This window comes from Yoonia sp. (assembly GCF_036770585.1).
In the GTDB taxonomy this organism is placed as follows: Bacteria; Pseudomonadota; Alphaproteobacteria; order Rhodobacterales; family Rhodobacteraceae; genus Yoonia.
On sequence record NZ_DAIPIW010000006.1, the window covers coordinates 32,500 to 57,734 of the forward strand.

Sequence of the window (25,235 nt, forward strand, 5' to 3'; positions counted from 1 at the left end):
TTCGATTTCATCCGTGCGACGGATCAGTCTTCCGCGGCTTCCTCGGCCTCGGGCTCGTCGTCATCGCTGGCAAGCACGGCACGCGGTGCCGAGATATTCGCGATCACGAAATCCCGATCGATCACAGGCTTTGCGCCTTCGGGCAGGGTCACGTCGCTGATATGGATCACGTCGCCCATCTGCGCGTTGGCCAGATCGACCGTGATATGGTCGGGGATGTCGCCTGCCAGAACCTCAAGCTCGACCTCGGGGCGGACAACCGTCAGCACGCCGCCTTTCTTGAGGCCGGGGCAAGTGGACTGATTGTCGAACTCGACCGGAATGAAGATCTTGACGCGGCTGGTGCGCTTGAGGCGCATCAGGTCGATGTGGACCGGCAGGTCCTTGACCACGTCGCGCTGCACACCGCGGCAGATCACGCGCACATCGTCGTGACCTTCGACCTTGAGGTTGAAGAGCGTCGACATGAAACGGCCCTTGCGCAGGGTCGTCAGCAGATAGTTGAAGGGGATGTTGATGGATTGTGGCTCTGCGCCACCGCCATAAACAATGCCAGGTACGTCGCCATTGCGGCGAGCTGTGCGGGCGGCCCCCTTGCCTGTCCCCGCGCGTACCGTGGCGTGAAGATCCGGGATCTGTCCAGCCATAGTAAGTCTCCGATATGATGGGGCCCGCCTCCAAGGGTGTCCGAGCCCGATGAAGCCTGCGCTATAGGGCCTTTGTGGCGGATTGAAAAGAGGATTTATCGGGGACGCAACTTTGGTGGTTGCTTTGGGGATTTTTCCGATCCATCGATGCGCGCATGTCTGTGATCACCGCTCTTGGAATCTCCTACCGCCCTGCTGCGGCCTTTGTGATCGTCGGCTATTTCTGGGGGTGCTTTGCCGCCTATGTGCCGGTGATCAAGGCGCAGCTTGGCGCATCGGATGCGGTGTTCGGCACGCTGCTTCTGGGGTCGGCGCTGGGGCTGGTCTCGGCGATGTGGCTGGCGCCGCGGGCGGACCGGTTCTTGGGCAAGCGCAGCATGCAGGCCGCCGCCGCACTTTTGGCGATAGCGTGGCTGTTTCCCGGACATATGACGGTGCCGATGCTCTTTGCGCTGTCGATAGCCTTTGTCGGTCTGGCGTCGGGGCTTTTGGACGTGGTGATGAACGCCCGCGTCAGCGAGCTTGAGGCCCGCCACGCGCGCCCCCTGATGAATGCCAACCACGCAATGTTCTCGGTCGCCTATGCGGCGGGCGCGCTGATCGTGGGTTTCACGCGCGAGGCCGGTATTCCCCCCGGTCCCGTCTTTGCCGCCTTCGGTCTGGTGACGCTGTGTCTGTTGCCGGTGCTGCGGATGGATGTGACCTTCGTCGCGCCCGAGGACGGCTATACCGGACGCTACCCGCTGGTGCCGATCCTGCTTTGCGGCGCCATCGTTCTTGTGGCCTTCATGTCGGAAGCCACGGTCGAGGCGTGGTCGGCCCTGCATGTCGAGCGCACATTGGGCGGCGGCGCGGCAGAGGGCGCGCTGGGTCCGGCGATGCTGGGGCTGACGATGGCTTTGGGGCGGTTCTCGGGGCAGGCGGTGGCCGAACGGTTCCGCGAGGTGAATGTGGTGGTCGGCGCGTCGATCCTTGCCGCCAGCGGGGCGGTGATCGCGGCACTGGCCCCTGCACCGATGGTCGCATACTTGGGCTTCGGCATCCTCGGCCTCGGGGTGTCGGTGATCGGCCCCCTTGGGCTGGCGCTGGTGGGCAAGCTGGTGGCCCCGCATCTGCGGACCGAGGCGATCAGCCGGACCGCCGTCATCGGGTTTTCGGGGTTCTTCTTCGCACCCGTCGCGATGGGGCTTCTGTCCGAGGCCCTTGGGCTGCGCGTGGCGTTTCTCTGCGTGGCGGGGCTGCTGCTGGTGGCAGTGCCCTTGGCGCTGGTGACGGGCACGCGGCAAAGGCCGGTGGTCCAATGAAGAAGAGGGCCGGAGCCCTCTCCTTAACTGTTCGACGACATCTAATTTACGTTAAATTAAAAGAAGCATACTTCAGGTACGGGCTCTTCGTTACATGGGTCAGTCACAGTGCCGCCCCGCCGTTCTTCTTCATCTCCACCGAGGTTAGCGCCAATAACCAGCAGCCCGAGGATTGCCAGCACAATGATCGCCGGATCGACCGATGACCCTGCGGCCGCGACCTCTTCTTCGACGATGACGGGTGCTTCCATGATCTGGTCGGACAGACCACCGGCGAGCGAAACTGTCGCCACGGATGTGATAGCGACCGCAGCCGCCATAGTTTTAAAAAAGTTCATTTTGTATTCTCCCTGAATTTATAAGTTTGCGTGGATGTGACCATTGTGCCGACCATGCAGAGTTTGCCAGATGAAACGCAATTGGCGGCAAGCCATTCTTGGACTGCGAGAGCAGGCACCGCAGCGCCTGCCCGGGCCTCATTTCCGATTAATTCGGTAATCCGATTAAGAACTCACACTGAGCTTCGCTTTGGCATGGCTCAGCCAGGGGCGGAGGATCCCCCGCGTCGTCGCCACTATCCGAAGACGCGGCGAAGACAAGCAAACCAAGAATTGCGATCACCACCAGCGCCGGATCGATCGATGACCCTGCGGAAGCGACCTCTTCCTCGACGATGACGGGCGCTTCCATGATCTGGTCGGACAGACCACCGGCGAGCGATGTTGTCGCAACAGAAGCGATTGCCAGTTATGCAGCGAGTGTTTTGAAAGTGTTCATTGACTATAGGTCCTTCCCCAAGTTCCAATTTACCAAGCTAACACCTGAAGGCTTTTCCAAAAATGGACCTTACGTCAAGCGGACGGCACGTCGTCTGGCATCGAATGCTGCAAATGTGACGTGAATGGCGCAAGTGATTTCGGCTGGTCAACACTGTTCCCGCGCCCACCAGCCATCTGAATTCCGCCTGAAGTGGGACCGGCCCGTCTAGTCGTCGAAGATCGCTTCCAGCAAGCACTCTTCTGGCGTTCCGCAGTCGTCACTCTCTGATTGCGAGGCCGAAAGAATCAGCAGACCAAGAATGGCAAGCACGATCAGCGCTGGATCGACTGACGATCCGGTGGTTGCGGCTGCCTCTTCCACCACGACAGGGGCTTCCATGATCTGATCCGAAAGGCCGCCCGCGATAGCAGCCGATCCCAAAGTCGCGATAGCCGCGCTCGCGGCAATTGTCCTAAGCATTTTCATGGTGACAATATCCAGTTTCAATAGTTGCTCGGGGAACCCGACGCGAAAGCATTCCAGCAGAGTTGAAAAAAGGTCAAACGATTTCGTGACGCGAAAAAGGCAGGGTGCAGCGCGACAAACAAGAAGGGCAGCCATCGCATGATGACTGCCCTTTAGGTGATCCATTCGGATCAGGAATACTTATTCGCCTTCCTCTTCGTCGTCGCTATCGAGGCTCGCGGCCAGCAGCAGCGCGGCAAGGATGCCGACAACGATGATCGCGGGGCTGATCGAAGAACCGGCAGGTGCCATTTCTTCCTGAACGACCACGGGGGCTTCCATGACTTCGTTCGACAGACCACCGGCGAAAGCAGTGGTGGACAGGGCTGCGATTGCCGCAGCGGCTGCAAGTGTTTTGGTGATGCGCATCTCGATGCTCCTCATTAGGTTTTATTGGCCGTATCGGCCAAGAGTGGCGCGACCGGGTCCGCCCATCGCCTTATCTGATCCATCGGTAGGGTCAAGAATCGCCCGCAGGCCCGCACGAATAATTCCCAAGCTGTGGCGGAAATATCCTTGTTTAGTCGGCGTTTGCGCGGTCATTCTGATCGTAGGCCGCCCAGACCATCAAGAGCGCGAGAACCGTGATCAGGATTTCGGTCGGCCCCAGCGACCCGGTGACCGCCCTGTCCGGCACCTCTTGCGCGACGACGGGCGGGTCGAGGGTTTGGGCCACACCTTGCGTGCCAGGCGATGCCACCAGCGCGACCGCGGCCATGATCGACGTCATCTTGCGCATCGCGGTTTTCCTTGTGTCTACCTTATGCCCAGCGGCCTTCGAAATCCTGAGGGATCAAGAGGATGTCCCGATCCAGCGTCTTGACGTCGCGCCGCCCGCACAGCGCCATCGTCAGGTCGAGTTCCTTGTGGATCACCTCCAGCGCCTTTGTCACGCCCTTTTCGCCCATCGCACCAAGGCCGTTGACGAAGGCGCGCCCGATATAGGTGCCCTTTGCCCCCATGGCGAGCGCCTTGAGCACGTCCTGACCGGATCTGATCCCGCTGTCGAAATGCACTTCGACCTTGTCGCCCACGGCATCCATGATCGCAGGCAGGGCGCGGATCGACGACAGCGCACCGTCAAGCTGCCGCCCGCCGTGGTTGGAGACAATGATCGCATCGGCCCCCAGTTCGGCGGCCTTTTTGGCGTCCTCGGCATCCAGAATACCCTTCAGGATGACCGGGCCGCCCCACATTTTCATCAATTGGGCCACGCGCGCCCAGTCAAGCGAATGGTCGAAGGCTTCGGCCGTCCATGACGCAAGTGATGACGGGTCCGAGACCCCCTTGGCGTGCCCGACGATATTGCCGAAAAAGCGCCGCCTGGTTTGCAGCATCTCGATCCCCCATGGCCATTTCGTGGCCAGGTTGGCCATGCTGGCAAGCGTGAACTTCGGCGGCGCGGACAGGCCGTTCTTGAGGTCCTTGTGCCGCTGGCCAAGGATTTGCAGATCAAGCGTGATGATCACCGCCGAACAGCCCGCAGCGCGCGCACGGTCGAAGAGACGTTTCATGAAATCGTCGTCCTTCAGCGTGTAGACCTGAAACCAAAAGGGTTTTTCGGTGTGCGCCGCCACATCCTCGATCGAGCAGATGGACATCGTCGACAGGGTGAAGGGCACGCCGAACTTTTCGGCGGCGCGGGCGGCCTTGATCTCGCCATCGGCGCATTGCATGCCGGTCAGACCAACGGGGGCAAGCGCGACGGGCATCGTGACATCCTGTCCGATCATCGTCGACGCCGTGGTCCGGTTGGTCATGTCCACCGCGACCCGTTGCTTGAGCCGGATCTTGTCGAAGTCCGAGGTATTCTCGCGGAAGGTCTGTTCCGTCCAACTGCCGCTTTCGGCGTAGTCGTAGAACATCTTGGGGGTGCGGCGGCGGTGCAGGCGCTTGAGATCATCGATGGTGGTGATCACGGGCATGACGAAAATCCTTGAATTGGTAATGAAACATTACCGATTGGGGAATTTCGCGCAAGTCGGGATTGTGCATAGCCGCTGCACCGGCTGTGCAGACCGCAGATGATCTGGCAGGTCAGGCGCGGTGCACGCCCTCGGCAAGCGAGGCGACGAATGCCAGCACGTCTTGCGTGCTTTCGCCCGCGCCGATCTTCGCCACAATGGCCGACCCCACGACCGCCCCGTCGGCGACAGAGGCGATGGCCTCGGCGGCCTCGGGCGTCTTGATGCCGAAGCCGACGATCACGGGCAGGTCGGTCTTCGACTTGATCCGGGCCACTTCGGGCGCCACTTCGGTGCTTTGCGCATCGGCCGTTCCGGTGATCCCCGTCATCGAGACGTAGTAGACGAAGCCGGAGGTGTTTTCGAGAACCTTGGGCAGGCGCTTGTCGTCGGTCGTCGGCGTTGCAAGCCGGATGAAGTTGATCCCCTTCGCCTGCGCGGGCAGGCAAAGCTCGTCGTCCTCTTCGGGCGGCAGGTCCACGATGATCAGCCCGTCGATCCCCGCAGCGACCGCATCGTCGAGAAACCGATCCACCCCGCGCGAATAGATCGGGTTGTAATACCCCATCATCACGATCGGTGTCGTATTGTCCGTCTTGCGCAGCGCGCGCGCATAGTCGAGCGTCTTTTCCAGCGTCTGCCCGCCTGCCAGCGCGCGCTGACCGGCAAGCTGGATCGTCTCGCCATCGGCCATCGGGTCGGTAAAGGGCATCCCCAGTTCGATGATGTCCACGCCTGCACCCGGCAGGCCTTTGACGATCTCGAGTCCCTTGGCATAGTCGGGGTCGCCCGCCATGACGTAGGCGACGAAGGCTTTTTTCCCTTCCGCCCGCAACTGCGCGAATTTGGCGTCGATTCTGCTCATGACTGGGTCCGTCCTCAAAAACTCGGGATGGTTTGCTTGATGGCGTTCGGAAAATCAATGGCTGCGGCTGTCTTTTCCGGCCATCAGACGCCTTGCGGGGCAGGTCGCCACACCCTAGAAGCGCGGCAAGCTGCAAAGGAGTGCTGGCATGGGTTTCAAGATGGGCATCGTGGGTCTGCCGAATGTGGGCAAATCGACCCTCTTCAACGCATTGACCAAGACGGCCGCCGCGCAGGCTGCCAACTTTCCCTTCTGCACGATCGAACCCAACGTGGGCGAGGTCGCGGTGCCGGATGCGCGCCTCGACAAGCTGGCCGCGATTGCGCAATCCAAACAGATCATTCCCACGCGGATGACCTTCGTGGATATCGCGGGTCTGGTGAAAGGCGCCAGCAAGGGCGAGGGTCTGGGCAACCAGTTTCTGGCCAATATCCGCGAATGCGACGCCATCGCCCATGTGCTGCGCTGTTTCGAGGATGACGACATCACCCATGTGGATGGTCGCGTCGATCCGGTGACGGATGCCGAGGTGATCGAGACCGAGCTGATGCTGGCTGACCTCGAAAGCATCGAGAAGCGGCTTCAGAACCTCGTCCGCAAGGTGCGTGGCGGCGACAAGGATGCGGTGCAGCAGGTGCGCCTGCTCGAGGCCGCGCAGGCCGCGCTGGAACAGGGCCAGCCCGCCCGCACGGTCAAGGTCGACACGGACGACGCGAAGGCATGGAAGATGCTGCAACTGCTGACCACCAAGCCGGTGCTCTACGTCTGCAACGTCGAGGAAGAAAGTGCCGCCAAAGGCAACAGCCAGTCCGCCCGCGTGGCCGAAATGGCCGCCGCGCAAGGCAATTCCCATGTGGTGATCTCTGCCCGGATCGAGGAAGAGATCAGCCAGCTTGACGCGGAAGAGGCCGCGATGTTCCTGTCCGAGATGGGGCTGGAAGAACCCGGTCTCGACCGGCTTATCCGCGCGGGCTATGCGCTGCTGCATCTGCAGACCTATTTCACGGTGGGCCCGAAAGAGGCGCGCGCCTGGACCATTCTCGAAGGCACATCCGCGCCGCAGGCCGCGGGCGTCATCCACGGGGATTTCGAAAAGGGCTTCATCCGCGCCGAGACGATCGCCTTTCAGGATTTCGTCAGCCTGGGCGGCGAACAGGCCGCCAAGGAAGCCGGCAAGATGCGGGCCGAGGGCAAGGGCTACATCGTCAAGGACGGCGATGTGATGCACTTCCTGTTCAACACCTGACGCGGGCGTTGCACGGTGCGGACATAACTCTGCCCCAATGGCTTTGCATCCTGTTGCGGCCATCTCAGGAGGATGATCATGACCCTGTTCCGCCTATCCATCGCCGCAACACTTCTGGCGGGCCTTGCCGCCTGCAACAGCACCGGTATGACGGGGCAGTCCTTTCCTGACCGGCAACAGGTCAGCTATCGCAGTGCCGATGGTGTGACCCTGCGCAATTATGCCTGCGTGCCCGGCGCGAATGGCGCCCGCGCGCATAACTACGTCGATGGTGAAATCCTTGAGGCCGAGGCGCGCTTTCGCCGCGAAAGCACCGGCGGGATCGGGTCGGGGCTGGGCGTCGCGGCAGAGGTCCGGCAAGAGGTCGCACGGATCGCGCGGATTTCCGAGATCGACTACAAATGCGCCTATCTGGGCAGCCGCGACGCCTAATCGCCTTTCAACTGACGCCTGATCGCCTCGGCCCGTTTCGGGGCCAGTGTCGGTGCGGTCTGGTGCATCTGCTGCACCTTCGCCTCTGCCCCGGCGATCAGGCCCGCGATGTGCCGGGCCTCGGGCAGGTTTTTCCAGTATTTCTTGGGCATCTCCGAGGTCATCGCCTGCACCTTCAACCTTGCGGGATTGAAGATGTTGCAAAAGTAGGTGCCCCAAAGGTCTTCGGCGGCATCCTCGGGCAGGTCCGGCCGCGGCTGGCCGGGGTGGAACGACAGGTTGCCGTCGACGAATTGCGCGGTCACGTCCGGTGTGGCGATCATCCAGTCCATATCGGCAAAGCGGCGGGCGAAGAACGGGGCGGTAGGCTCGACCGTGTGGTGGGTCGGCTCGAACCATGCCGCGAAACTGCGCCTTGCGCCGCCTTGCCGCAGGTCGCGGAACCGCACAAAGGCCTTCATCTTGTGTTTGCAGCGCTGCACGCCCTTTTCCATCTGGCGCAGCTTTGCAAGGTCGGGGTCCGCGCGGTCGCCCATCAGGCCCGGCTGATACCGCAACCGCCAGAGAAACGCATAGAGGCGGGCAAAGCGCTGCGGGTCCTTGTGCCAGACGACCGTATCGGCAAGTGCCACATAGCTTTGCGGCACCTTGATCCGCCGCGTCGCGGGAGGCAGCGGGGTCTGCGTGGCAAAAAGCCCCGAGGCTGTCCCCTCGAAGTCCCACAGGATATCCTCGGGCGGGATCGCCGCAGCCAGCAGGCGCCGCGCCGCATCGCGCCATGCGGTATCCGTTCCGACACGGGGCAGGGGGACGGTGAACATCTAGAAAAGGCTCAATTGTTCGGGGGGCGGGGCAAAGCGGGCGCGCAGGTCCGCGCTGTCGGTCAGACCGCCGGGCGACCAGTCACGGGTGGTGATGAAGGCGCGCGCCTTCTTCAGCGACGCACCAAGGCGTTGCAGGTCGGCGTAGCGCAGGGTCCGGTGGCGGCGAGTTGTCAGGATGCGCCCGACACTGCGGGTGCCCAAACCGGGCACGCGCAACAGCATCTCGCGCGGGGCGCGGTTCACATCCACCGGAAAAAGGTGCCGGTTCTGAAGCGCCCAGGCCAGTTTCGGATCGACCTCCAGGTCGAGGTTGCCGTCAGGGCGCGCGGCGGTGATCTCGTCCACGGCAAAGCCGTAGAACCGCAACAGCCAGTCGGCCTGATAAAGCCGGTGTTCGCGCATCAGCGGCGGTTTGATCAGGGGCAGTTTGGCGGTTGCATCGGGGATCGGTGAAAAGGCCGAATAATAGACCCGCTTGAGCTTGTAGTCACCGTAAAGCCGCGTCGATTGCCCAAGGATCGTGGCATCCGTCGCCCTGTCGGCACCGACGATCATCTGGGTCGATTGCCCCGCAGGCACAAAGCGTTTGCCGCGCTTGCCGCTATGGCTTTTCTCGGATGCGGCCTCTTTCAGGGCGCGCACATCGCCCATCGCCTTGCGGATCGTGGCGGGGTTCTTTTCGGGGGCATAGGCTTTGACGCTGGCCTCGGTCGGCAGTTCGACATTGATCGACAGGCGGTCCGCATAGAGACCCGCCTGTTCGATCAGCTCGGGGGCGGCGTCTGGAATGGTTTTCAGGTGTATATAGCCGCGAAAATGCTCGACCTCGCGCAGGCGGCGGGCGATCTGGACCATCGCCGCCATCGTGTCGTCGGGCGACCGGATGATGCCCGAGGACAAAAACAGCCCCTCGATATAGTTGCGGCGGTAGAATTCGATGGTCAGTTGCACGACCTCGTCCACCGAGAACCGCGCGCGCGCCACGTTCGACGAGACGCGGTTGATGCAATAGGCGCAGTCGTAGATGCAGAAATTCGTCATCAGGATCTTCAGCAGGCTGATGCACCGCCCATCCGGCGCATAGGCGTGGCAGATGCCCGACCCTTCGGTCGAGCCAAGGCCCTTGCCGTCGCGGCTGTCGCGCCGCGCGGTGCCGCTGGACGCGCAAGAGGCGTCATAACGGGCGGCGTCGGACAGAATCGCGAGTTTGTCTTTGAGAGAAAGCGTCGGCATATGTTCATGCTATGTTCTTGTTTCCGGTTCGGCAAGTCGGCTTCGCCGGGGTGATACATTTTGGCACGCACCCGGGCCGCCCGCCGTGGCGTTGATCTTGCAATGCGGCCTGCTTTGGGGCATCCGCCGGTCTGGTGTCGCAGGAAGGCGTGCATGAAACGACTGGTCCAGCATCTGGAAGGCAAAGAACGCGCCCTGCGCGGGTCGTTCGACGGTGACCTGTCCACGCCCGCAAAACGTCGCCGCGCGCAGCGCCTTGCGACATGGGTTGATCACGGGATTCTTCGCGCGCTCTGGCACAACTTCAGCACGGTGGCGCCCGGCGTCTATCGGTCGAACCATCCCGATCACAAACGCCTTGCCGCCTATCGGGCGCGCGGCATCAAGACCATCCTGAACCTGCGCGGGGCCCTGCACGAGGCGCCGAACGTGCTGGAGGCCGAAAGCTGCAGGCAATTGGGTCTGACGCTGGTCACGGTCTCGCTTTCAGCGCGTCAGGCCCCCAAGCGCGACAAGCTTCTGCAACTGGTCACAGCCTTCGAGACCCTGGAAAAACCGGTGTTGATCCACTGCAAATCCGGCGCTGACCGCACCGGTCTGGTCTCGGTGCTTTATCTGATGATTCATCGCGGCGAACCGGTCGAGACCGCGATGCGGCAGTTGTCGCTGCGCTATCTGCATATCCGTCGTTCGGCGACGGGGATCTTGGACCACTTCTTCGACGTCTACGCCGCAAGAAACGCCAGGTCGCCCATCGACATCGTCGACTGGATCAGGGACGAGTATGACCGCGACGCGCTGATCACAAGTTTCGCGGCCAAACAGGCATCCCTGAAATGGTGGCAGGGCTGGCGCTAGGTCAGGGGGTTGCCGCCGCCTCGTCCCGCTTGCCTGCGAAACGCGCCGCCCAGTCCGTGCGTTCTTCATCGGTGATCTTGCGAAAGAGGTTCTCGGGCACCGTAAAGGCGTGACCAGCGGGCAGGGTCTGCAGCGCTGCGGCCACATCGGCGGGCCAGCTCTTATCATCGGTCTGCATCGCGTCGATCATCGTCTTGGCCGCGTCGGGAATGAAAGCCGCCGAGAGCACCGCGTAGATGCGGATCAGGTTCAGGGCGAGGCGCACCTGCATGGCTGCTGTCTCTGGATCAGTCTTGAAGGTGGTCCAGGGGGCGTTGGCTTGCAGGTATTCGTTGCCCAAGACCCAGATCGCGCGCAACTCGGCGGCGGCCTTGCGCACCTCGATCCGGTCCATGCAGCCTTCATAGGCGCGGATGCGGGTGGTCAGATCGGCGATCAACCGGTCCTCGGCAGGGCCATAGCTGCCGCCCGCCGGCACAGCTTCGCTGAATTTCGACCGGCAGAACTTGGTGATCCGGCTGACGAAGTTGCCCAAGACATCGGCAAGGTCCTTGTTCACATCGGTCTGGAAATTCTCCCATGTGAATTCCGCATCCGAGCTTTCGGGCGCATGGCTGAGCAACCACCAGCGCCAGTAGTCGGCGGGCAGGATCTCCAGCGCCTGATCCATGAAGACGCCGCGCCCGCGCGAGGTGCTGAACTGGCCGCCATCATAGTTGAGGTAGTTGAACGACTTGATGTAATCGACCAGCTTCCACGGCTCTTGTGATCCAAGGATCGTGGCGGGGAAGGAGAGGGTGTGGAACGGCACGTTATCCTTGCCCATGAACTGGGTGTAGGTCACGTCATCCGCGCCCTTGTCGGTGCGCCACCAGCGTTCCCAGTCGCTGCCCTTGCCTGCGTCCTGCCATTCCTGCGCGCAGGCGATGTATTCGATGGGCGCGTCGAACCAGACGTAGAAGACCTTGCCTTCCATGCCGGGCCAGTCCTCGGTCCCCTTTTTGACCGCAATCCCCCAGTCGAGGTCGCGGGTGATGCCGCGGTCCTGCAAGCCGTCGCCATCGTTCAGCCATTTCTTGGCGATGGATGTGGTCAGGATCGGCCAGTCTGTCTTGCTGTCGATCCATGCGGCCAGATCGTCCTTCAGGGCCGACTGGCGCAGGTAGAGATGCTTGGTCTTGCGCACCTCCAGATCGCGCGACCCCGAGATGGTCGAATAGGGGTTGATCAGGTCGGTGGGGTCAAGCTGCTTGGTGCAGTTGTCGCATTGGTCGCCACGGGCGCTCTCGAAGCCGCAGTTGGGGCAGGTGCCCTCGATATAGCGGTCGGGCAGAAAGCGGCCATCGGCGATGGAATACATCTGCTCTTCATCGACTTCGCGGATCAGGCCCATCTCGGCCAGACGTCCCGCGAAGGCTTGCGTCAGCCTGTGGTTCTGCGGGCTGGAAGAGCGGCCGAAATGGTCGAAGGACAAACGGAAGCCATCGGCGATCTCGGCCTGCACGGCGTGCATCTCGGCGCAGTAATTCGCCACCGGCTTGCCCGCCTTGGCGGCGGCAAGCTCGGCCGGGGTGCCGTGTTCGTCGGTGGCGCAGAGAAACAGGACCTCGTGGCCACGCTGACGCAGGTAGCGGGCGTAAAGGTCGGCGGGCAACTGGCTGCCGACAAGATTGCCGAGATGCTTGATCCCGTTGATATAGGGAATGGCGGAAGTGATCAGATGGCGGGCCATGGACATGTCCTTGCAGGTTTGTCTGGCGTTCTAGCGGGGTGAGGGGGCAGATGCCAGAGGCTGGTCAGGCGGGTGATCCATCCCTATATTCGAGGGATAAGCGAATCCTCTGGTGGACCCCGATGCTGAAGCGCCTGATCCTTGCCACCGCCCTGACGCTGACGGGTCATGCCGCATCGGCGCAGGATGTCTATGTCGGTGGCAGCGTCGATTACATGCTGCCCCATGATGGCGACACGCAGGTGGTGATCTCGGGGATCGCGGGCATGGGCTTTGATGCCGGTCCGGTCGGTGTCGGTGCCGAGGCCGAATATGGCCTGCGCGCGGGGGGTGACGCCGACTATGACACGGCCCGTGTGCGCGGCTGGGTCAGCTATGACTGGGGGCATTACACCTTACGTGCCGGTGGCGGGATCACCGAGTATTACTTCGACGATACCAATTACGGCGGCTATCACGCCCTGCTCGGCGCCGAGCGCGACCTGACGGACCGCCTGAGCCTGCGGGGCGAATTCATCCGTGATTTCGTGGATGACGCCTTTGCGGCCGGCATCACGACGACCCGTGTCGGGGTCGTGTTCAATTTCTGACCGCTGACCGATCGTCCCGATCACACCCGATGCGGTGCCGGCCTGCGGGGGCGGATGCCTCCGGCGGGAGTGTCCCGGGAGAAAGAAGACAGATCAGCTTTGCGAGGGGCGATCGTCCTGCGGTGCCTCGGGTTCGCGGCTGCGGCCCAGAAGCCGCCCGATCAGAAAGCTGGTGCGCGGCGCGTAGACATAGCGTGTCCTGCCTTCGGGGGCGCGCCTGACCCGCATCCGCCAGGCCGCAAAGACGATCAGCGCCACATGCCCGACCGAGATCAGATAGAACAGGGCGGCGGGGCCGAAGCCCTCGATCAGGGCCGAACTGGTCAGCGGGGCCGCGATGGCGCCCACAGCGTAAAAGAACATCAGCGCGGCTGACAATTCCACCCTCTCGTCCGAGGTCGCAAAGTCATGGGCATGGGCGGTGGCGACCGAATAGATCGGAAAGGTCGTCGTTCCGAAAAGGAATGCCGCCAGAAAGATGCTGGTCGTGCCGAGGTCTGCGGTCACAACCGTCGCGATGCAAGAGACGATCGCCGCGACCGACAGCCAGACCATCACCCAGCGCCGGTCGTATTTGTCCGCAAGCCAGCCCACGGGGTATTGCGCCAGCGCGCCGCCCGCGACGTAGGCGGCAAGGAAGGTCCCGATCTGGCTGGCGTTCAGGCCGACCTCTTGTCCGTAGATCGGGCCGACCATCCGGAACGATGCCCCCGAAAGCGCCGCGACCAGCACCGCCGCCACCGCCATGGGCGAGCACCGCCACGCCAGTTTCGGACGCAGGCGCGTCGCCTTGGGGGTTTGGGGTTGCGGCAGCCGCGTCAGCGTCAGCGGCAGCAGCGAGGCGCAGCAGAGGATCGTCAGCAGGTTGTAGGCGATATAGGTTTCCAGCGTGGCCAGCGCCCCGATCATGAACTGCGCCACGAACGACCCGCCGATATCGACGATCCGGTAGCTTGCCATCGCGCGCCCGCGCGTTTCGTTGGTGACCTTGGCCTGCAACCAGGCCTCGATCACCGTATAGCAGCCCGCCACGCAGATGCCCGAGGCGATCCGGCAGATCGCCCATGCCACCGGGTCGATCACCACCACATGGGCCGCCAGCCCGATGGCCCCCATCGCGGTGAAGGCGGCGAAGGCCCGGCTGTGGCCCACATCGCCCATCAGGCGCGGCGCCCACCAGCAGCCGATGAAGAACCCCACGAAATGCGCCGATCCCAGAAAGCCGACCTCGGTCTGGCTGAACCCCACATCCAGCCCCGTCAGCGCATCGAGCGGACCGACGCCTCCGGAAGAGAGTTGCAGCAGCGTGACCGAGAGAAACAGGGCCGCAAAGGAAATCATCATGCGCATACAAGCGGCCTATGCGGTTCAACCCCACAGGACTAGTGGCTTTTCGACAAATCCGTGTCGTCTTTGCCCCCTTGCCCTTGGGCGGCATCCCACTAGGGTCTGCGCGGCATGTCAACGATAGGAAGACAGATGAGAAAACTCCCCCTTGGTCGCACGGATATCATGGTCAGCGAATGGTGCCTGGGCACGATGACCTATGGCAATCAGACGCCCCAGGACGACGCGCACCGCCAGATCGACATGTGCCTCGATGCGGGGATCAATTTTCTCGACACCGCCGAGATGTATCCCGTCAACCCGATCAGAGCCGAGACCGTGGGCCGCTCGGAAGAGGTCATCGGCAACTGGATCGCCAGAACCGGACGGCGGGACGAGATCGTGGTGGCGACCAAAGTGTCGGGCGACAACCCGGGCTGGGTGCGCGACGGGCACGGCTATGATGGTGACGTGATCCGGCAGACGGTCGATCAGTCGCTGAAGCGGTTGCAGACCGATGTGATCGACCTTTACCAGATGCACTGGCCGATGCGCGAGTCCTATATGTTCCGCCAGAACTGGACGTTCGATCCTTCCGGCCAGAACCGCCAGCAGACGTTGGATCACATGATGGATGTGCTGGAGGCACTGGGCGAGGCGGTGCAGGCGGGCAAGATCCGCGCCATCGGCATGTCCAACGAAAGTGCATGGGGCATGACCAAATGGGTCGATCTGGCCGAGGCGGCCGGTCTGCCGCGCATGGCGAGCGTGCAGAACGAATACTCGCTTCTGTGCCGGCTTTACGACACCGACATGGCCGAAATGGCGGTGAACGAGGATGTGACCCTGCTGTCCTTCTCGCCGCTGGCCTGTGGCGTGCTGACGGGCAAATACCAGAACGGTCAGGTGCCCGAAGGCAGCCGGATGTCGATCAACGGCAATCTGGGCGGGCGCGTGACCGAACGGCTCTGGCCTGCGGCGCAGGCCTATCTCGACCTTGCGGCGGAACATGGGTTGGACCCGGTGCATATGGCGATGGCCTGGCAGCGGACGCGGCCCTTCCCGATTTCGGCGATCTTCGGGGCCACCACGGCGGCGCAGCTTGAACAGATCCTTGCGGGCAAGGATGTCATGCTGTCGGATGACCTTGTGGCCGGGATCGACGCGGTCCACAAGGCGCATCCGATGCCCTATTAGGCTGACAGTTCCCCCTTGAGACCGCGCCGGATTTCGGCAAGGCTCGCGGTCAAACAAGGGGGAGGCTGCCATGCCGCTGCAAATGAACCGCGAGGTCTTCATCACCTGCGCTGTGACGGGGTCGGGATCGACGCAGGACAAAAGCCCGCATGTGCCGCGTTCAGCCAAGCAGATCGCCGACAGCGCGATCGATGCCGCCAAGGCGGGTGCGGCCATCGTGCATTGCCATGTGCGTGACCCCGAAACCGGCAAGCCGAGCCGTGACGTGGCCCTTTATCGCGAGGTGACCGAGCGTATCCGCGAGGCGGAGGTGGACGTTGTCCTGAACCTGACCGCAGGCATGGGCGGCGACATCATTTTCGGCGGCGTCGAAACCCCGCTGCCGCCCGTTGCCGGCACCGATATGGTGGGCGCGACCGAGCGTGTCGCCCATGTCGCCGCATGTCTGCCGGAAATCTGCACGCTCGATTGCGGCACGATGAACTTCGCCGAGGCCGACTATGTCATGACCAACACGCCGGGCATGTTGCAGGCGATGGGGCGGATGATGACCGATCTGGGTGTCAAGCCCGAGATCGAGGCCTTTGATACAGGCCATCTGTGGTATGCCAAGCAACTGGTGAAGGACGGCATCCTCGACGGTCCGGCCCTGGTGCAGCTTTGCATGGGCGTGCCTTGGGGCGCGCCGGATGATCTCAATACCTTTATGGCGATGGTCAACAATGTCCCCCCCGACTGGACCTTTTCGGCCTTCGCGCTGGGGCGCCACCAGATGCCTTATGTGGCCGCATCCGTGCTGGCGGGGGGCAATGTGCGTGTCGGGCTGGAAGACAACCTGATGCTGGATCGCGGCGTGCTGGCCACCAATGCGCAATTGGTCGAGCGGGCTGTCGGGATCATCGAAAACCTCGGGGCACGTGTGATCGGGCCGGATGCGGTCCGTGCCAGGCTAGGCCTGACCAAACGCGCGCCGGTTACAGCATGAGGGGGCTGGTTCTTGCGGCCCTGCTGGTCCTGACCGGATGCGGTGTGCTGACCGTCTACCGCGATACGGATGTGCCGATTTCCTCGAAGGCGGTCTTCGATGTGGAACGCTACATGGGTCTCTGGTACGAGGTCGCCCGCTTCCCCGTGCCCTTCGAGGCGGGCTGCGTCGGGGTGACTGCCGAATATGCGCTTCGGGACGACGGCACGGTCTCGGTCCTGAATATCTGCCGCAATCCCGATGGGTCCGAAAGGGCGCGCATCGAAGGCACGGCGACCCCCGTGGCGCCTGCGCGGCTGAAGGTCCGCTTTGCCTCGGTGCCCTTCGTGGTGGGGGATTACTGGGTGCTCTGGACGGACGAGGACTATCAGACCGCTGTTGTCGGGGCGCCCAACGGGCGGGCGGGGTGGATTTTGAACCGCACACCTCGGATTCGTGCCGACCGTTTGCAGGCGGCGCGTGATATTCTGGCCTTCAACGGCTATGACCTGAGCCAGTTAGAGGAGGTTGCACAGTGAGAAAACTTATCTTCGGCAGTATTCTGGCCCTTGCCGCCTGCGACGGGACCGGTGCGATGGGGCCAGGCGGCGCACCCAATGGCGGCATGCGCGAGTTTCTGGTGATCGGCGGCCGGATGACCTTCGAGGATTGCCGCGCCCGTGGCGGTCTGATCATCCGTGACAGCAATACGAATATGGTGGCCTGCGATCCTCAAGTGCGGGGCGAGCCTGTGCCGGCGGATGAATTCGACCATCCCGAAAATCCCGTAGGAACCTGACCATGCAAAAGGGCACGGCGGCCATCATCGGTGGTGGCGTCATCGGCGGCGGCTGGGCTGCCCGCTTTGTGTTGATGGGCTGGGACGTGCGCGTCTTTGACCCCGACCCAGAGGCACAGCGCAAGATCATTGAGGTGCTGGCCAATGCGCGCCGGTCGCTGCCGGGGCTGTCGGATGTGGCCCTGCCACCCGAAGGCACCTTGCGTTTCCACGACACCATGTCGGCGGCTGTCGATGGCGCCGACTGGATACAGGAAAGCGTGCCCGAGCGTCTGGCGCTGAAGCACAAGGTCTATCAGACCTTGCAGGAACATTGCGCCGAAGGTGCGATCATCGGGTCCTCGACCAGCGGTTTCAAACCTTCCGAATTGCAGGACTGCGCCACGCGCCCCGCACAGATCATTGTCACGCATCCCTTCAACCCGGTCTATCTGCTCCCCTTGGTCGAACTTGTCCCGACCGACAAAAACCCGCCCGAACTGATCCAAAGGGCCAAGGATATCCTGACCGGCATCGGCATGTATCCTTTGCATGTCCGCGCCGAGATCGACGCCCATATCGCCGACCGTTTCCTCGAAGCCGTCTGGCGCGAGGCGCTCTGGCTGATCAAGGATGGCATCGCCACGACGACGGAAATCGACAACGCGATCCGCTATGGCTTCGGGCTGCGCTGGGCGCAGATGGGCCTGTTCGAGACCTACCGCATCGCCGGTGGCGAGGCGGGGATGCGCCATTTCATCGAACAGTTCGGCCCCTGCCTGTCATGGCCATGGACCAAGCTGATGGATGTGCCGGAACTGACGGACGACCTGATCGACGCCGTGGCGGGGCAGTCGGACGCGCAGTCCGGCATGTATTCCATCCGCGAGCTAGAACGCACCCGCGACACCAACCTTGTCACCATCCTGCGCGGTCTGAAGGCGCAGGACTGGGGGGCGGGCAAGCTGCTGAATGCGCAGGACGCCCGCGTCGCGGGTGTGCCTGCGCTGCCCGATGACCTGACCCGGCCCATCGTGACGGTGGAACGCGCCGTGCCGCTCGACTGGACCGACTACAACGGCCATATGAACGAGGCCCGCTATCTGCAGGCCTTCGGTGATGCGACCGACCGGATGATGCTGCTGGTGGGGTGCGATGCGGATTATATCGCCACAGGCGGCAGCTATTTCACCGTCGAAACCCATATCCGCCATCTGGACGAGGTCCATGCCGGGGCCGTGATCCGCGTCGAAACGCAGGTGCTGCTGGGCGAAGGCAAGAAGATGCACCTGTTCCACCGCATGTATCAGGGCGACCGCGAACTGGCGACGGGGGAACACATGCTGGTGCACGTCAGTCTCGAAACCCGCCGCGCCTGTGATCCCGCGCCGCATGTGGCCGGCACTCTGGCGCGTGTCGCAAGCGCCCACACCGCCCTGCCGCGCCCCGAGGGTGCAGGCAAGGCCATAGGCGTCAAAGGTTAGCCGACCGAGGTGATCAGCCCGTTCAGGTAGCCTGCCAGATCGCGCTGGCTGACGCTGGCCTCGCGCACCAGCTGGTCGAAATGCGCGGTGATCGCCGCGACCCTTTCGGTATCGCGGAACACCAGATAATTGCGCCCGATGTAGATGACCGCCAGCAGCGGGCCGAAGACGGTGATGGGCGCCGAAAAGAGCTTGCGGTCATCGAAAAGGTGCAGGCGCAGGGTCGGGTAAAGCTGGCTGTGCAGGTCGCGCAGGTGCGCAAGCTCGGTCCAGCGGATATGCACGGGCAGGCCCTTGTAGTAGCCCGTCCCGCTGGCGAAATTCTCCAGCTCGGACAGCGGGATCGCGACTTCGTAGTCCGAGCGCGCACTGCGCATCCAGTTCAGACGGTCACGGGCCGCGCCGATGGCCTGATCGATCGTCTTGCCCAGTGACGGCGCATACTCCCAGCGCAGCATGTCCTCGGTCTTGAGCATGTCGGGCAGGGCGGCGGGCACATGGCGGATCTTGTATCCCGCCGCCTCTTGATGCCACGCGAAGATCTGATCATCGACCATGGCGCGGGGGGCCTCGGTCATGGCGATGGCCGTCGCGACAAGGTCCGCGGCGCGTTCCGGTCGATCCGACAGCCCCAAGAGCCAGTCCGCGCTGACCCCAAGTGCGGCCGCACATTCCGCCACAAGCTGGCCGTTGGGCACCCGCGCGCCGGTGTCCTTCAGAAGCTGCGACAAGGTGGACCGATCCACACCCGTTTGACGCGCAAGGTCGCTTTGCGTCATGCCGGTCAGCGACATTGCCTGCCGCAGGCGGTCGCGGAGCATCTGTGCCCTCTGCCGTTTGTCGAGTTTATGCATCATTGCAGATAATAATCACATCTGCGGCCTTTTGTGAACTAGTCTCCAAATGGTTCACGGGTGCGTGATCCCCTACTCTGCACGCCATGGGACAGAAACGCATGACAAACCAAGTCGGAACAGAGTGGCCGACAATAGTTTTGATTGTGGTCTGCTACGCCGCATGGGGCCTCGCGTTGTGGTGGCTTCCACTCACCTTCGGCATCGTTTCTGGAGGTGTCGCGATTGCCTTGCATGCATCATTGCAGCACGAGGTGATCCACGGACACCCCTTTCAGCGTCAGTGGCTGAACGATCTTCTGATCTGGCCGCCGCTGATGCTGACAGTCCCATACCCGCGCTTCAAGGCGACACATCTTGCCCACCACCATGACGAGGTGATCACCGATCCCTACGACGATCCCGAAAGCAACTTTCTGGATGGCGGCACATGGGACCGTTTGCCGCGCTGGGCGCGGATGGTGCTGGCCATCAACAACACCGTGCTGGGGCGCGTGACGCTGGGGCCGCTGATCGGAACCGTGGCCTTCCTGCTGTCAGAGTGGCGTATGCCTGATGCTGCCGTCGTCCGCGGCTGGCTGTGGCATGTGCCGGCGGTGGCGGCGGTTGTCGGGGTGGTCGTCCTCTCGCCCATGCCGGTCTGGGCCTACCTGATCGCGGCTTATATCGGCATGGCGATCCTCAAGGTGCGCACCTACCTTGAACATCAGGCGCACGAACGCGCCAGCGGGCGCAGCGTCATCGTCGAAAAGGGCGGGATTCTGGGGTTCCTGTTTCTCAACAACAACCTGCACGTGGTCCATCACATGCACCCGCGCGTGCCGTGGTTCGCGCTGCCCGCCCTTTATGCCAAGCGCAAGGATCACTATCTGCGGCGCAACGGCGGCTATTTCTACGCCTCCTACGGCGAGGTGTTCCGCCGCTATTTCCTGCGCGCCAAAGACCCCGTGGCGCATCCGCTTTGGCGACGGTGACGCAGGTGATCGGGCATCAGCGGTCCCATTGCCTTACAAGGGCGGGCGCCCGCCGAGACGGCTGACCAGATGCGCCTCGTCATCGTTGCGGAAAAAAGGGACTGACGCCAGCGCAGCGCCGTTTGCGATATGGCTGACCAGCTCGGCAAGGACGACCTGCGTGATGAAGGGCAGATCGAACCTGCGGGCCTCGGACAGGGGCACCCATTGCAGATGCGAAAGTTCATCCTCGGCACCGGAGAAATCGTCGGGATCACTGGCGAGTGCGGCGGCGTCAGCCAGAAAGAACCGCGCATCGAAACGGCGCGGGCGACCTTGCGGGGTGACAGCACGAAAGAAGAAGGTCAGCGCGGACAGGTGCGGGATATGCCCGGTGCCGGCAAATCCGCGCCAGCCCTGCGGCGGATCGGGCCAGTGTTGCGGCTGGCCCAGAAGCAGGCCGGTTTCCTCCCACAACTCGCGGATGGCAGCTGCAGAAAGAGCCTCGGGCGGAACCGTGCTTTCGCCAAGAAGCCGTGTCCGGTCCACAGGGTTCAAGGGAGAGGCCGGCAGATCGTGGTCGTTTGCGTCGACAGCACCGCCCGGAAAGACGAATTTGCCGGGCATGAAGGCGGCTCTATCCCCGCGCTGGCCCATCAGCACCGCTGGTCGCGTGTCACGGTCCCGCAGCACGATGATGGTCGATGCGTCGCGGATACCGGTCTTGTCCATCCGATCCTAGCCCCGTTCCGGACCGCCGAACCCGTGCATCCGCCGCGCCCATTGGATGCCGACGACCATCCCCTTCATGCGCGGCAAAAGCGCCAGCGACAGGACGACCGCCAGAACCGAGAGGGTGATCGCCATGGTCAAGGGCTCGGGCCGGAACTGGACCCACATGAAGTGGATGACGAAACCGATGATGTGCCCGACCACAAGGATCGTCAGATAGGCCGGTCCGTCATCGGCGCGATGGTGAAACAACTCTTCCCCGCACGCGGGGCAGGTATCGGCGACCTTCAGGTAACGCGCGAAAATGTGGCCCTTGCCGCAGTGCGGACAGCGGCACTGCAATCCGCGCAGCACGGCCTGACCGGTCGGGCGTTCGGCGTCATGCGTTTCGGCGTGCGTTTGGGTATGTGTCATGGGTGGAGCTTCCTTTCGCCCCTTCAGCACATGAACCAACCGCACCCCAAAGGAAAGAGGGCGCGCGGATATGGCGCGGCCGGGGCTGTGAAAATATTTGCGACACAAGCGACGGAAACGCCCCCGCACCGCGTTGGAAGACTATCGGCAGCTTGGATTGCTGCCCGGCAACAAGGAAAAAGGACACCCACATGAAACGTCAAATTTTGCTGGCAACGGTCGTTGCAGGTCTGGTCATTGCGGCGGGCGCTGCCTTTGCGCAGGGTCGGGGCGAGGCGCGTCTTGATTTCGCGACACTTGATCTGAACGGCGACGGGATGCTCTCGCTGGAAGAGTTGCAGGCGCAGGGCGCGGCCCGCTTTGCCGATATGGACACGAATGGCGACGGCGCGCTGTCGGCGGAAGAGATGATTGCCGCCGCCGGTCAGCGCGCCGCCGAGCGCGCTGACCGGATGATCGCTCGCTTCGATGCCAACGGCGATGGCATGTTGCAAATCGACGAGATGCCGGGCCGTGGCGGTGACCGCGCGGCGCGGATGTTCGACCGTGTGGATGCCGATGGTGACGGTATGATCAGCCAGGAAGAGTTTCAGGCCGTCAAGGAACGCATGGCCGCGCGGCGCGGTGAGCGTGGCCATGGCCCGCGTGATCGCGGCTAGCGGCGACCGGCGGGGGCATGGTGCCCCCGCCCGATTGCGTGAAGGTGGGATAAGGGCTAGCACCGCTGACGATGAACGCCGGAACCGATCCCTTTGCGGCCGTATCCGATGCCGCCTTGCTGGTCGCCTTCGCCAATGGCGAGCCGCAGGCCGCGCGGGTCCTGACCGCGCGCCTGTTGCCGCGGGTGCTGGGGCAAGCGACGCGGATGCTGGGCTCGCGCAGCGAGGCCGAGGATGTGGCGCAAGAGGCGATGTTGCGCCTCTGGAAGGTCGCGCGGGACTGGCGGCAGGACGAGGCACAGGTCAGCACATGGCTTTACCGTGTTGTGGCCAATCTGTGCACCGACCGTCTGCGCAGGCGGCGTGGCGGGATCGGGCTGGATCAGGTGCCCGAACCGCCGGACGACAGCCCGAGTGTCGCGGCGCGGATGCAGGACGACCGGCGCATGACCGCCCTTGCCGAAGGGCTGGCGGCGCTGCCGGAACGGCAGGCGCAGGCGGTGGCGCTGCGGCATCTGGAGGGGTTATCGAACCCCGAAATCGCACAGATCATGGACATCAGCGTGCGGTCCGTGGAAAGTCTGACAGCACGCGGGAAACGCGCCTTGGCCGATTTGCTGGCGGGACGGAAGGCAGAACTGGGGTATGGCGATGACACGCCCGAATGACGACTTTTTGGAAGACCTCTTTGCCCGCGCGCAAGGGGACCGCGCGACGCCACAGGACGATCTTGTGGCGCGGGTTCTGGCGGATGCCGATGCGGTGCAGGCGGGTCTTGCGACACAAACTGCAAGGCCGGCGCCCCCCGGTCTGTGGTCGCGGATGCTGGTGGCCTTGGGTGGCTGGCCTGCGGTCAGCGGGCTTGCGGCTGCCACGGTCGCAGGTGTCTGGATCGGCGTCGCCCCGCCTGCGCCGGTCGCGGATGTGACGGCGGATATCCTGGGGACGACCGTGGCGGTGCCGCTGGTCCCCTATGATCTGGGGCTGAGTGCAGGAGAATTCGCAGATGGCTGATCCGGACCCCGCCCGCAGACCCGGGCCCGCCCGCCTGTGGCAGATCGTGCTGGTGCTTTCGCTTGCGTTGAACCTTGCGGTGGCCGGTGTGGTGGCCGGTACGGTGCTTTCGGGCCGGACAGGCGACGGGTCGCCGCGCAGTTTCGATCTTGGGATCGGGCCGGTCGCGCAGGCGCTCGACCGGCAGGAACGGCGCGAGGTGGGCCGGATGCTGCGGCAGGCGCGTGTCCTGCGCGATGTCAACCCGCGCGGGCGCGTGGCCGAGATGATTGCGGTGCTGCAAACCGAACCGCTTGATGCCGACCTGTTGCGCGCCATCTTCGCGCAACAGGCTGCCGATGTGGCCCGGCTGCAATTGCGCGCGCAAGAGGCCCTGCTGACCACCATCATGACCATGTCCCCCGAAAGGCGTGCCGCCTTCGCCGCCGCCCTCGCCGAACAGATGGAGCGCGCCCCGGGGCGCGGTCTGCGCCCCTCAGGCGGCTGACTGTGACATGGCGACCTGATTGCGGCCTGCGGTCTTGGCGCGGTAGAGCGCGCGATCGGCGCAAGAGCAAAGCTGCGTCAGCGGCAGGTCAGGTGTGGTGCCCGCATCGCTGACGGCCACCCCGACCGAGACGGATACATGGATGCTGCCGGCACCCTCGCCGATGGCGAAGGGTGTGTTGCCGATGATCCGCCGCAACCTGTCTGCGGCCAGCCGCGCCTGTTTCGCCGTGGTCTGCGGCATGGCGACCAGAAACTCTTCCCCGCCGATGCGACCCAAGAGATCGACCGCGCGCAGGTTGTCGCGCAACCGATCCGCAAGCCCCACAAGCACCTGATCACCGGCCGCATGGCCATGGGTGTCGTTGATCGCCTTGAAGTGATCGATGTCGATCATCATCACCGCGAACTGCCTTTCGGAACTCAACGCCTCTTCCGCCATGCGCGTCAGGTGCGGCATCAGATAGCGGCGGTTGTAAAGTCCCGTCAGCGGATCGGTCAGCGCCGCCTGCAGCCCGTCGCGCACGGTGGCGCGCAAACCGTCCTGTTGCAGCTTGCGCCCGACGAGGGCGCGGATGCGCAGGTCCAGTTCTGCGCCGCTGACATCGGCGAAAACGACATCCTCTGCACCCAGATCAAGGTGCATCGCCGCCTCGGACCGGCCATCGCGGGGCAGGATGACCATGAGGGCCGAAAGGCGGGTCGCCGTGCGCGAGCGCAGTTCGGACACCAGATCGAAGCGCGGCATATTGGTTTGGGTGGTCTTGCGCAGGTCGAGGATCACCAGATCGGGCCTTGGTGCATCTTCGCCCAGCGCCAGCAAAGCCCGTATGTCGCTTGTCTGAAAGGTGGGTCCCCAGGCCTCGGCCAGTTGGGCAAAGGCCCTTGGCATCTTTTCGCCCGTGTCCTGTGCAAAGCGGATCTTGGCCGTGCGCGAAAACGGGCTGCGCGCATCGTCGAAGCCAAGCGCGCGGCTGGTGCTTTCACGCAAGGCAAGTTCCTGTCCGGCGCTTTTGATCCGCAACAGCGATCTGATCCGCGCCAGCAGATAGGCATCTTCCACCGGGGCCGGCAGCACGTCATCCGCCCCGGCATCAAGTGCCGCAAACCTGGCCCGTGCGGTATCGGCGCCACCCATCGCAATGATCGCAAGTCCGCGCGTCACCGGGTTGTCGCGCAGCCCGCGGCAAAAGGCAAAGAGATCAGCGCCGATGCTGGACAGGTTGATCAGCATCAGGTCGGGCCGGTGCTGCATCATCGCCTGTTCCGCCTCGATCCGCGTGGCGCAGGCCGTGACGCGGAACTGTGCGGTCTGCATCTTGACCTTAAGCACGATGCGGTTCGTCGGCACCGCATCCACGATCAGAATTCGCGCTGTCATCCGTTGCAACCTTT

At 63.5% G+C, this 25,235-nt stretch carries 31 protein-coding genes; 16 read left to right on the top strand and 15 right to left on the bottom strand.

Annotation, left to right across the window (positions count from 1 at the left end):
• Positions 1–23 precede the first annotated feature (23 nt).
• A complete protein-coding gene (locus V7N12_RS02370) occupies positions 24–647 on the bottom strand; it encodes a 50S ribosomal protein L25/general stress protein Ctc (protein ID WP_333712412.1) in 624 nt (207 codons plus the stop codon).
• 155 nt (positions 648–802) lie between these two features.
• Between V7N12_RS02370 and V7N12_RS02375 the strand changes: the two genes are divergently transcribed.
• Positions 803–1,951: an MFS transporter gene (locus V7N12_RS02375; protein ID WP_333712414.1), complete on the top strand. Its 1,149-nt coding sequence runs from the start codon at positions 803–805 to the stop codon at positions 1,949–1,951.
• Positions 1,952–2,007: 56 nt separating this feature from the next.
• Here the strand turns inward: V7N12_RS02375 and V7N12_RS02380 are convergent, their stop codons facing one another.
• The gene (locus V7N12_RS02380) at positions 2,008–2,289 is read right to left on the bottom strand and encodes a hypothetical protein (protein ID WP_333712415.1); all 282 of its coding nucleotides are present in this window, start codon (positions 2,287–2,289) and stop codon (positions 2,008–2,010) included.
• 350 nt (positions 2,290–2,639) lie between these two features.
• Here V7N12_RS02380 and V7N12_RS02385 point away from each other — a divergent pair, with 350 nt between their 5' ends.
• The gene (locus V7N12_RS02385; protein WP_333712417.1) at positions 2,640–2,852 is read left to right on the top strand and encodes a hypothetical protein; all 213 of its coding nucleotides are present in this window, start codon (positions 2,640–2,642) and stop codon (positions 2,850–2,852) included.
• 83 nt (positions 2,853–2,935) lie between these two features.
• Here the strand turns inward: V7N12_RS02385 and V7N12_RS02390 are convergent, their stop codons facing one another.
• From V7N12_RS02390 to trpA, 5 genes are all read right to left on the bottom strand, one after another.
• Entirely contained in the window at positions 2,936–3,331 is a 396-nt protein-coding gene (locus V7N12_RS02390) for a hypothetical protein (RefSeq protein WP_333712419.1), read from the bottom strand.
• A gap of 45 nt (positions 3,332–3,376) precedes the next feature.
• Complete coding sequence (locus V7N12_RS02395; RefSeq protein ID WP_333712420.1) at positions 3,377–3,604, bottom strand: hypothetical protein; 228 nt, start codon at positions 3,602–3,604, stop codon at positions 3,377–3,379.
• A 151-nt stretch (positions 3,605–3,755) separates the two neighbouring features.
• A complete protein-coding gene (locus V7N12_RS02400) occupies positions 3,756–3,974 on the bottom strand; it encodes a hypothetical protein (protein WP_333712422.1) in 219 nt (72 codons plus the stop codon).
• A 22-nt stretch (positions 3,975–3,996) separates the two neighbouring features.
• Complete coding sequence (locus V7N12_RS02405; protein WP_333712424.1) at positions 3,997–5,160, bottom strand: alpha-hydroxy acid oxidase; 1,164 nt, start codon at positions 5,158–5,160, stop codon at positions 3,997–3,999.
• A 112-nt stretch (positions 5,161–5,272) separates the two neighbouring features.
• Complete coding sequence (gene trpA / locus V7N12_RS02410; protein WP_333712426.1) at positions 5,273–6,064, bottom strand: tryptophan synthase subunit alpha; 792 nt, start codon at positions 6,062–6,064, stop codon at positions 5,273–5,275.
• Positions 6,065–6,212: 148 nt separating this feature from the next.
• On the opposite strand from trpA, the gene ychF reads away from it, so the two are divergent.
• On the top strand, positions 6,213–7,310 hold the full coding sequence (gene ychF, locus V7N12_RS02415; RefSeq protein WP_333712428.1) for a redox-regulated ATPase YchF: 1,098 nt from the start codon (positions 6,213–6,215) through the stop codon (positions 7,308–7,310).
• 78 nt (positions 7,311–7,388) lie between these two features.
• Entirely contained in the window at positions 7,389–7,742 is a 354-nt protein-coding gene (locus V7N12_RS02420; protein WP_333712430.1) for a hypothetical protein, read from the top strand.
• Here V7N12_RS02420 and V7N12_RS02425 read toward each other — a convergent pair.
• Together V7N12_RS02425 and V7N12_RS02430 are read right to left on the bottom strand one after the other, a co-directional pair.
• A complete protein-coding gene (locus V7N12_RS02425; RefSeq protein WP_333712431.1) occupies positions 7,739–8,563 on the bottom strand; it encodes a TIGR03915 family putative DNA repair protein in 825 nt (274 codons plus the stop codon). The two genes, V7N12_RS02420 and V7N12_RS02425, sit on opposite strands and share 4 nt — an antisense overlap.
• The gene (locus V7N12_RS02430) at positions 8,564–9,799 is read right to left on the bottom strand and encodes a putative DNA modification/repair radical SAM protein (RefSeq protein WP_333712432.1); all 1,236 of its coding nucleotides are present in this window, start codon (positions 9,797–9,799) and stop codon (positions 8,564–8,566) included. It abuts the gene before it with no gap.
• Positions 9,800–9,952: 153 nt separating this feature from the next.
• Here V7N12_RS02430 and V7N12_RS02435 point away from each other — a divergent pair, with 153 nt between their 5' ends.
• Complete coding sequence (locus V7N12_RS02435; RefSeq protein WP_333712434.1) at positions 9,953–10,657, top strand: phosphatase domain-containing putative toxin; 705 nt, start codon at positions 9,953–9,955, stop codon at positions 10,655–10,657.
• Between the two features lies 1 nt (position 10,658).
• Here the strand turns inward: V7N12_RS02435 and metG are convergent, their stop codons facing one another.
• Positions 10,659–12,389, bottom strand: a complete 1,731-nt coding sequence (metG, locus tag V7N12_RS02440) for a methionine--tRNA ligase (RefSeq protein ID WP_333712436.1) — start codon at positions 12,387–12,389, stop codon at positions 10,659–10,661.
• 122 nt (positions 12,390–12,511) lie between these two features.
• Here metG and V7N12_RS02445 point away from each other — a divergent pair, with 122 nt between their 5' ends.
• Positions 12,512–12,979 carry an outer membrane protein gene (locus tag V7N12_RS02445; protein WP_333712438.1) on the top strand — a complete coding sequence of 156 codons (468 nt, stop codon included), beginning with the start codon at positions 12,512–12,514 and terminating at the stop codon, positions 12,977–12,979.
• A gap of 93 nt (positions 12,980–13,072) precedes the next feature.
• On the opposite strand, the gene V7N12_RS02450 is transcribed toward V7N12_RS02445, so the two are convergent.
• Positions 13,073–14,329 carry an MFS transporter gene (locus V7N12_RS02450; protein WP_333712440.1) on the bottom strand — a complete coding sequence of 419 codons (1,257 nt, stop codon included), beginning with the start codon at positions 14,327–14,329 and terminating at the stop codon, positions 13,073–13,075.
• Between the two features lie 129 nt (positions 14,330–14,458).
• Here V7N12_RS02450 and V7N12_RS02455 point away from each other — a divergent pair, with 129 nt between their 5' ends.
• The 5 genes from V7N12_RS02455 to V7N12_RS02475 all read left to right on the top strand — a co-directional run bounded on the left by V7N12_RS02455 (position 14,459) and on the right by V7N12_RS02475 (position 18,728).
• A complete protein-coding gene (locus V7N12_RS02455) occupies positions 14,459–15,502 on the top strand; it encodes an aldo/keto reductase (protein ID WP_333712442.1) in 1,044 nt (347 codons plus the stop codon).
• Between the two features lie 70 nt (positions 15,503–15,572).
• Entirely contained in the window at positions 15,573–16,487 is a 915-nt protein-coding gene (locus V7N12_RS02460) for a 3-keto-5-aminohexanoate cleavage protein (protein ID WP_333712444.1), read from the top strand.
• Entirely contained in the window at positions 16,484–17,005 is a 522-nt protein-coding gene (locus V7N12_RS02465) for a lipocalin family protein (protein ID WP_333712445.1), read from the top strand. The genes V7N12_RS02460 and V7N12_RS02465 overlap by 4 nt, the downstream gene beginning before the upstream one ends.
• Complete coding sequence (locus V7N12_RS02470) at positions 17,002–17,265, top strand: hypothetical protein (RefSeq protein WP_333712447.1); 264 nt, start codon at positions 17,002–17,004, stop codon at positions 17,263–17,265. Before V7N12_RS02465 ends, V7N12_RS02470 begins: the two co-directional genes overlap by 4 nt.
• A 2-nt stretch (positions 17,266–17,267) precedes the next feature.
• Entirely contained in the window at positions 17,268–18,728 is a 1,461-nt protein-coding gene (locus tag V7N12_RS02475; protein ID WP_333712449.1) for a carnitine 3-dehydrogenase, read from the top strand.
• Here V7N12_RS02475 and V7N12_RS02480 read toward each other — a convergent pair.
• Positions 18,725–19,585 carry a helix-turn-helix domain-containing protein gene (locus V7N12_RS02480; RefSeq protein WP_333712451.1) on the bottom strand — a complete coding sequence of 287 codons (861 nt, stop codon included), beginning with the start codon at positions 19,583–19,585 and terminating at the stop codon, positions 18,725–18,727. The two genes, V7N12_RS02475 and V7N12_RS02480, sit on opposite strands and share 4 nt — an antisense overlap.
• Before the next feature lie 98 nt (positions 19,586–19,683).
• On the opposite strand from V7N12_RS02480, the gene V7N12_RS02485 reads away from it, so the two are divergent.
• Positions 19,684–20,556: a fatty acid desaturase gene (locus V7N12_RS02485; protein ID WP_333712453.1), complete on the top strand. Its 873-nt coding sequence runs from the start codon at positions 19,684–19,686 to the stop codon at positions 20,554–20,556.
• A gap of 33 nt (positions 20,557–20,589) precedes the next feature.
• Here V7N12_RS02485 and V7N12_RS02490 read toward each other — a convergent pair whose 3' ends face one another.
• Positions 20,590–21,267 carry an NUDIX hydrolase gene (locus V7N12_RS02490; protein ID WP_333712455.1) on the bottom strand — a complete coding sequence of 226 codons (678 nt, stop codon included), beginning with the start codon at positions 21,265–21,267 and terminating at the stop codon, positions 20,590–20,592.
• Positions 21,268–21,273: 6 nt separating this feature from the next.
• Positions 21,274–21,681 (bottom strand): DUF983 domain-containing protein, encoded by a 408-nt coding sequence (locus tag V7N12_RS02495; protein ID WP_333712457.1) that lies wholly within the window; start codon positions 21,679–21,681, stop codon positions 21,274–21,276.
• Between the two features lie 191 nt (positions 21,682–21,872).
• Between V7N12_RS02495 and V7N12_RS02500 the strand changes: the two genes are divergently transcribed.
• The 4 genes from V7N12_RS02500 to V7N12_RS02515 all read left to right on the top strand — a co-directional run bounded on the left by V7N12_RS02500 (position 21,873) and on the right by V7N12_RS02515 (position 23,841).
• Positions 21,873–22,340, top strand: coding sequence for a calcium-binding protein (locus V7N12_RS02500; protein ID WP_333712458.1), 468 nt, complete (start codon positions 21,873–21,875; stop codon positions 22,338–22,340).
• Positions 22,341–22,411: 71 nt separating this feature from the next.
• Positions 22,412–23,008, top strand: coding sequence for an RNA polymerase sigma factor (locus V7N12_RS02505; protein ID WP_333712459.1), 597 nt, complete (start codon positions 22,412–22,414; stop codon positions 23,006–23,008).
• The gene (locus V7N12_RS02510) at positions 22,992–23,354 is read left to right on the top strand and encodes a hypothetical protein (RefSeq protein WP_333712461.1); all 363 of its coding nucleotides are present in this window, start codon (positions 22,992–22,994) and stop codon (positions 23,352–23,354) included. Before V7N12_RS02505 ends, V7N12_RS02510 begins: the two co-directional genes overlap by 17 nt.
• Positions 23,347–23,841 (top strand): periplasmic heavy metal sensor, encoded by a 495-nt coding sequence (locus tag V7N12_RS02515; RefSeq protein WP_333712463.1) that lies wholly within the window; start codon positions 23,347–23,349, stop codon positions 23,839–23,841. Before V7N12_RS02510 ends, V7N12_RS02515 begins: the two co-directional genes overlap by 8 nt.
• Here the strand turns inward: V7N12_RS02515 and V7N12_RS02520 are convergent.
• Positions 23,830–25,221 (bottom strand): diguanylate cyclase, encoded by a 1,392-nt coding sequence (locus V7N12_RS02520; protein WP_333712465.1) that lies wholly within the window; start codon positions 25,219–25,221, stop codon positions 23,830–23,832. The two genes, V7N12_RS02515 and V7N12_RS02520, sit on opposite strands and share 12 nt — an antisense overlap.
• Positions 25,222–25,235 lie beyond the last annotated feature (14 nt).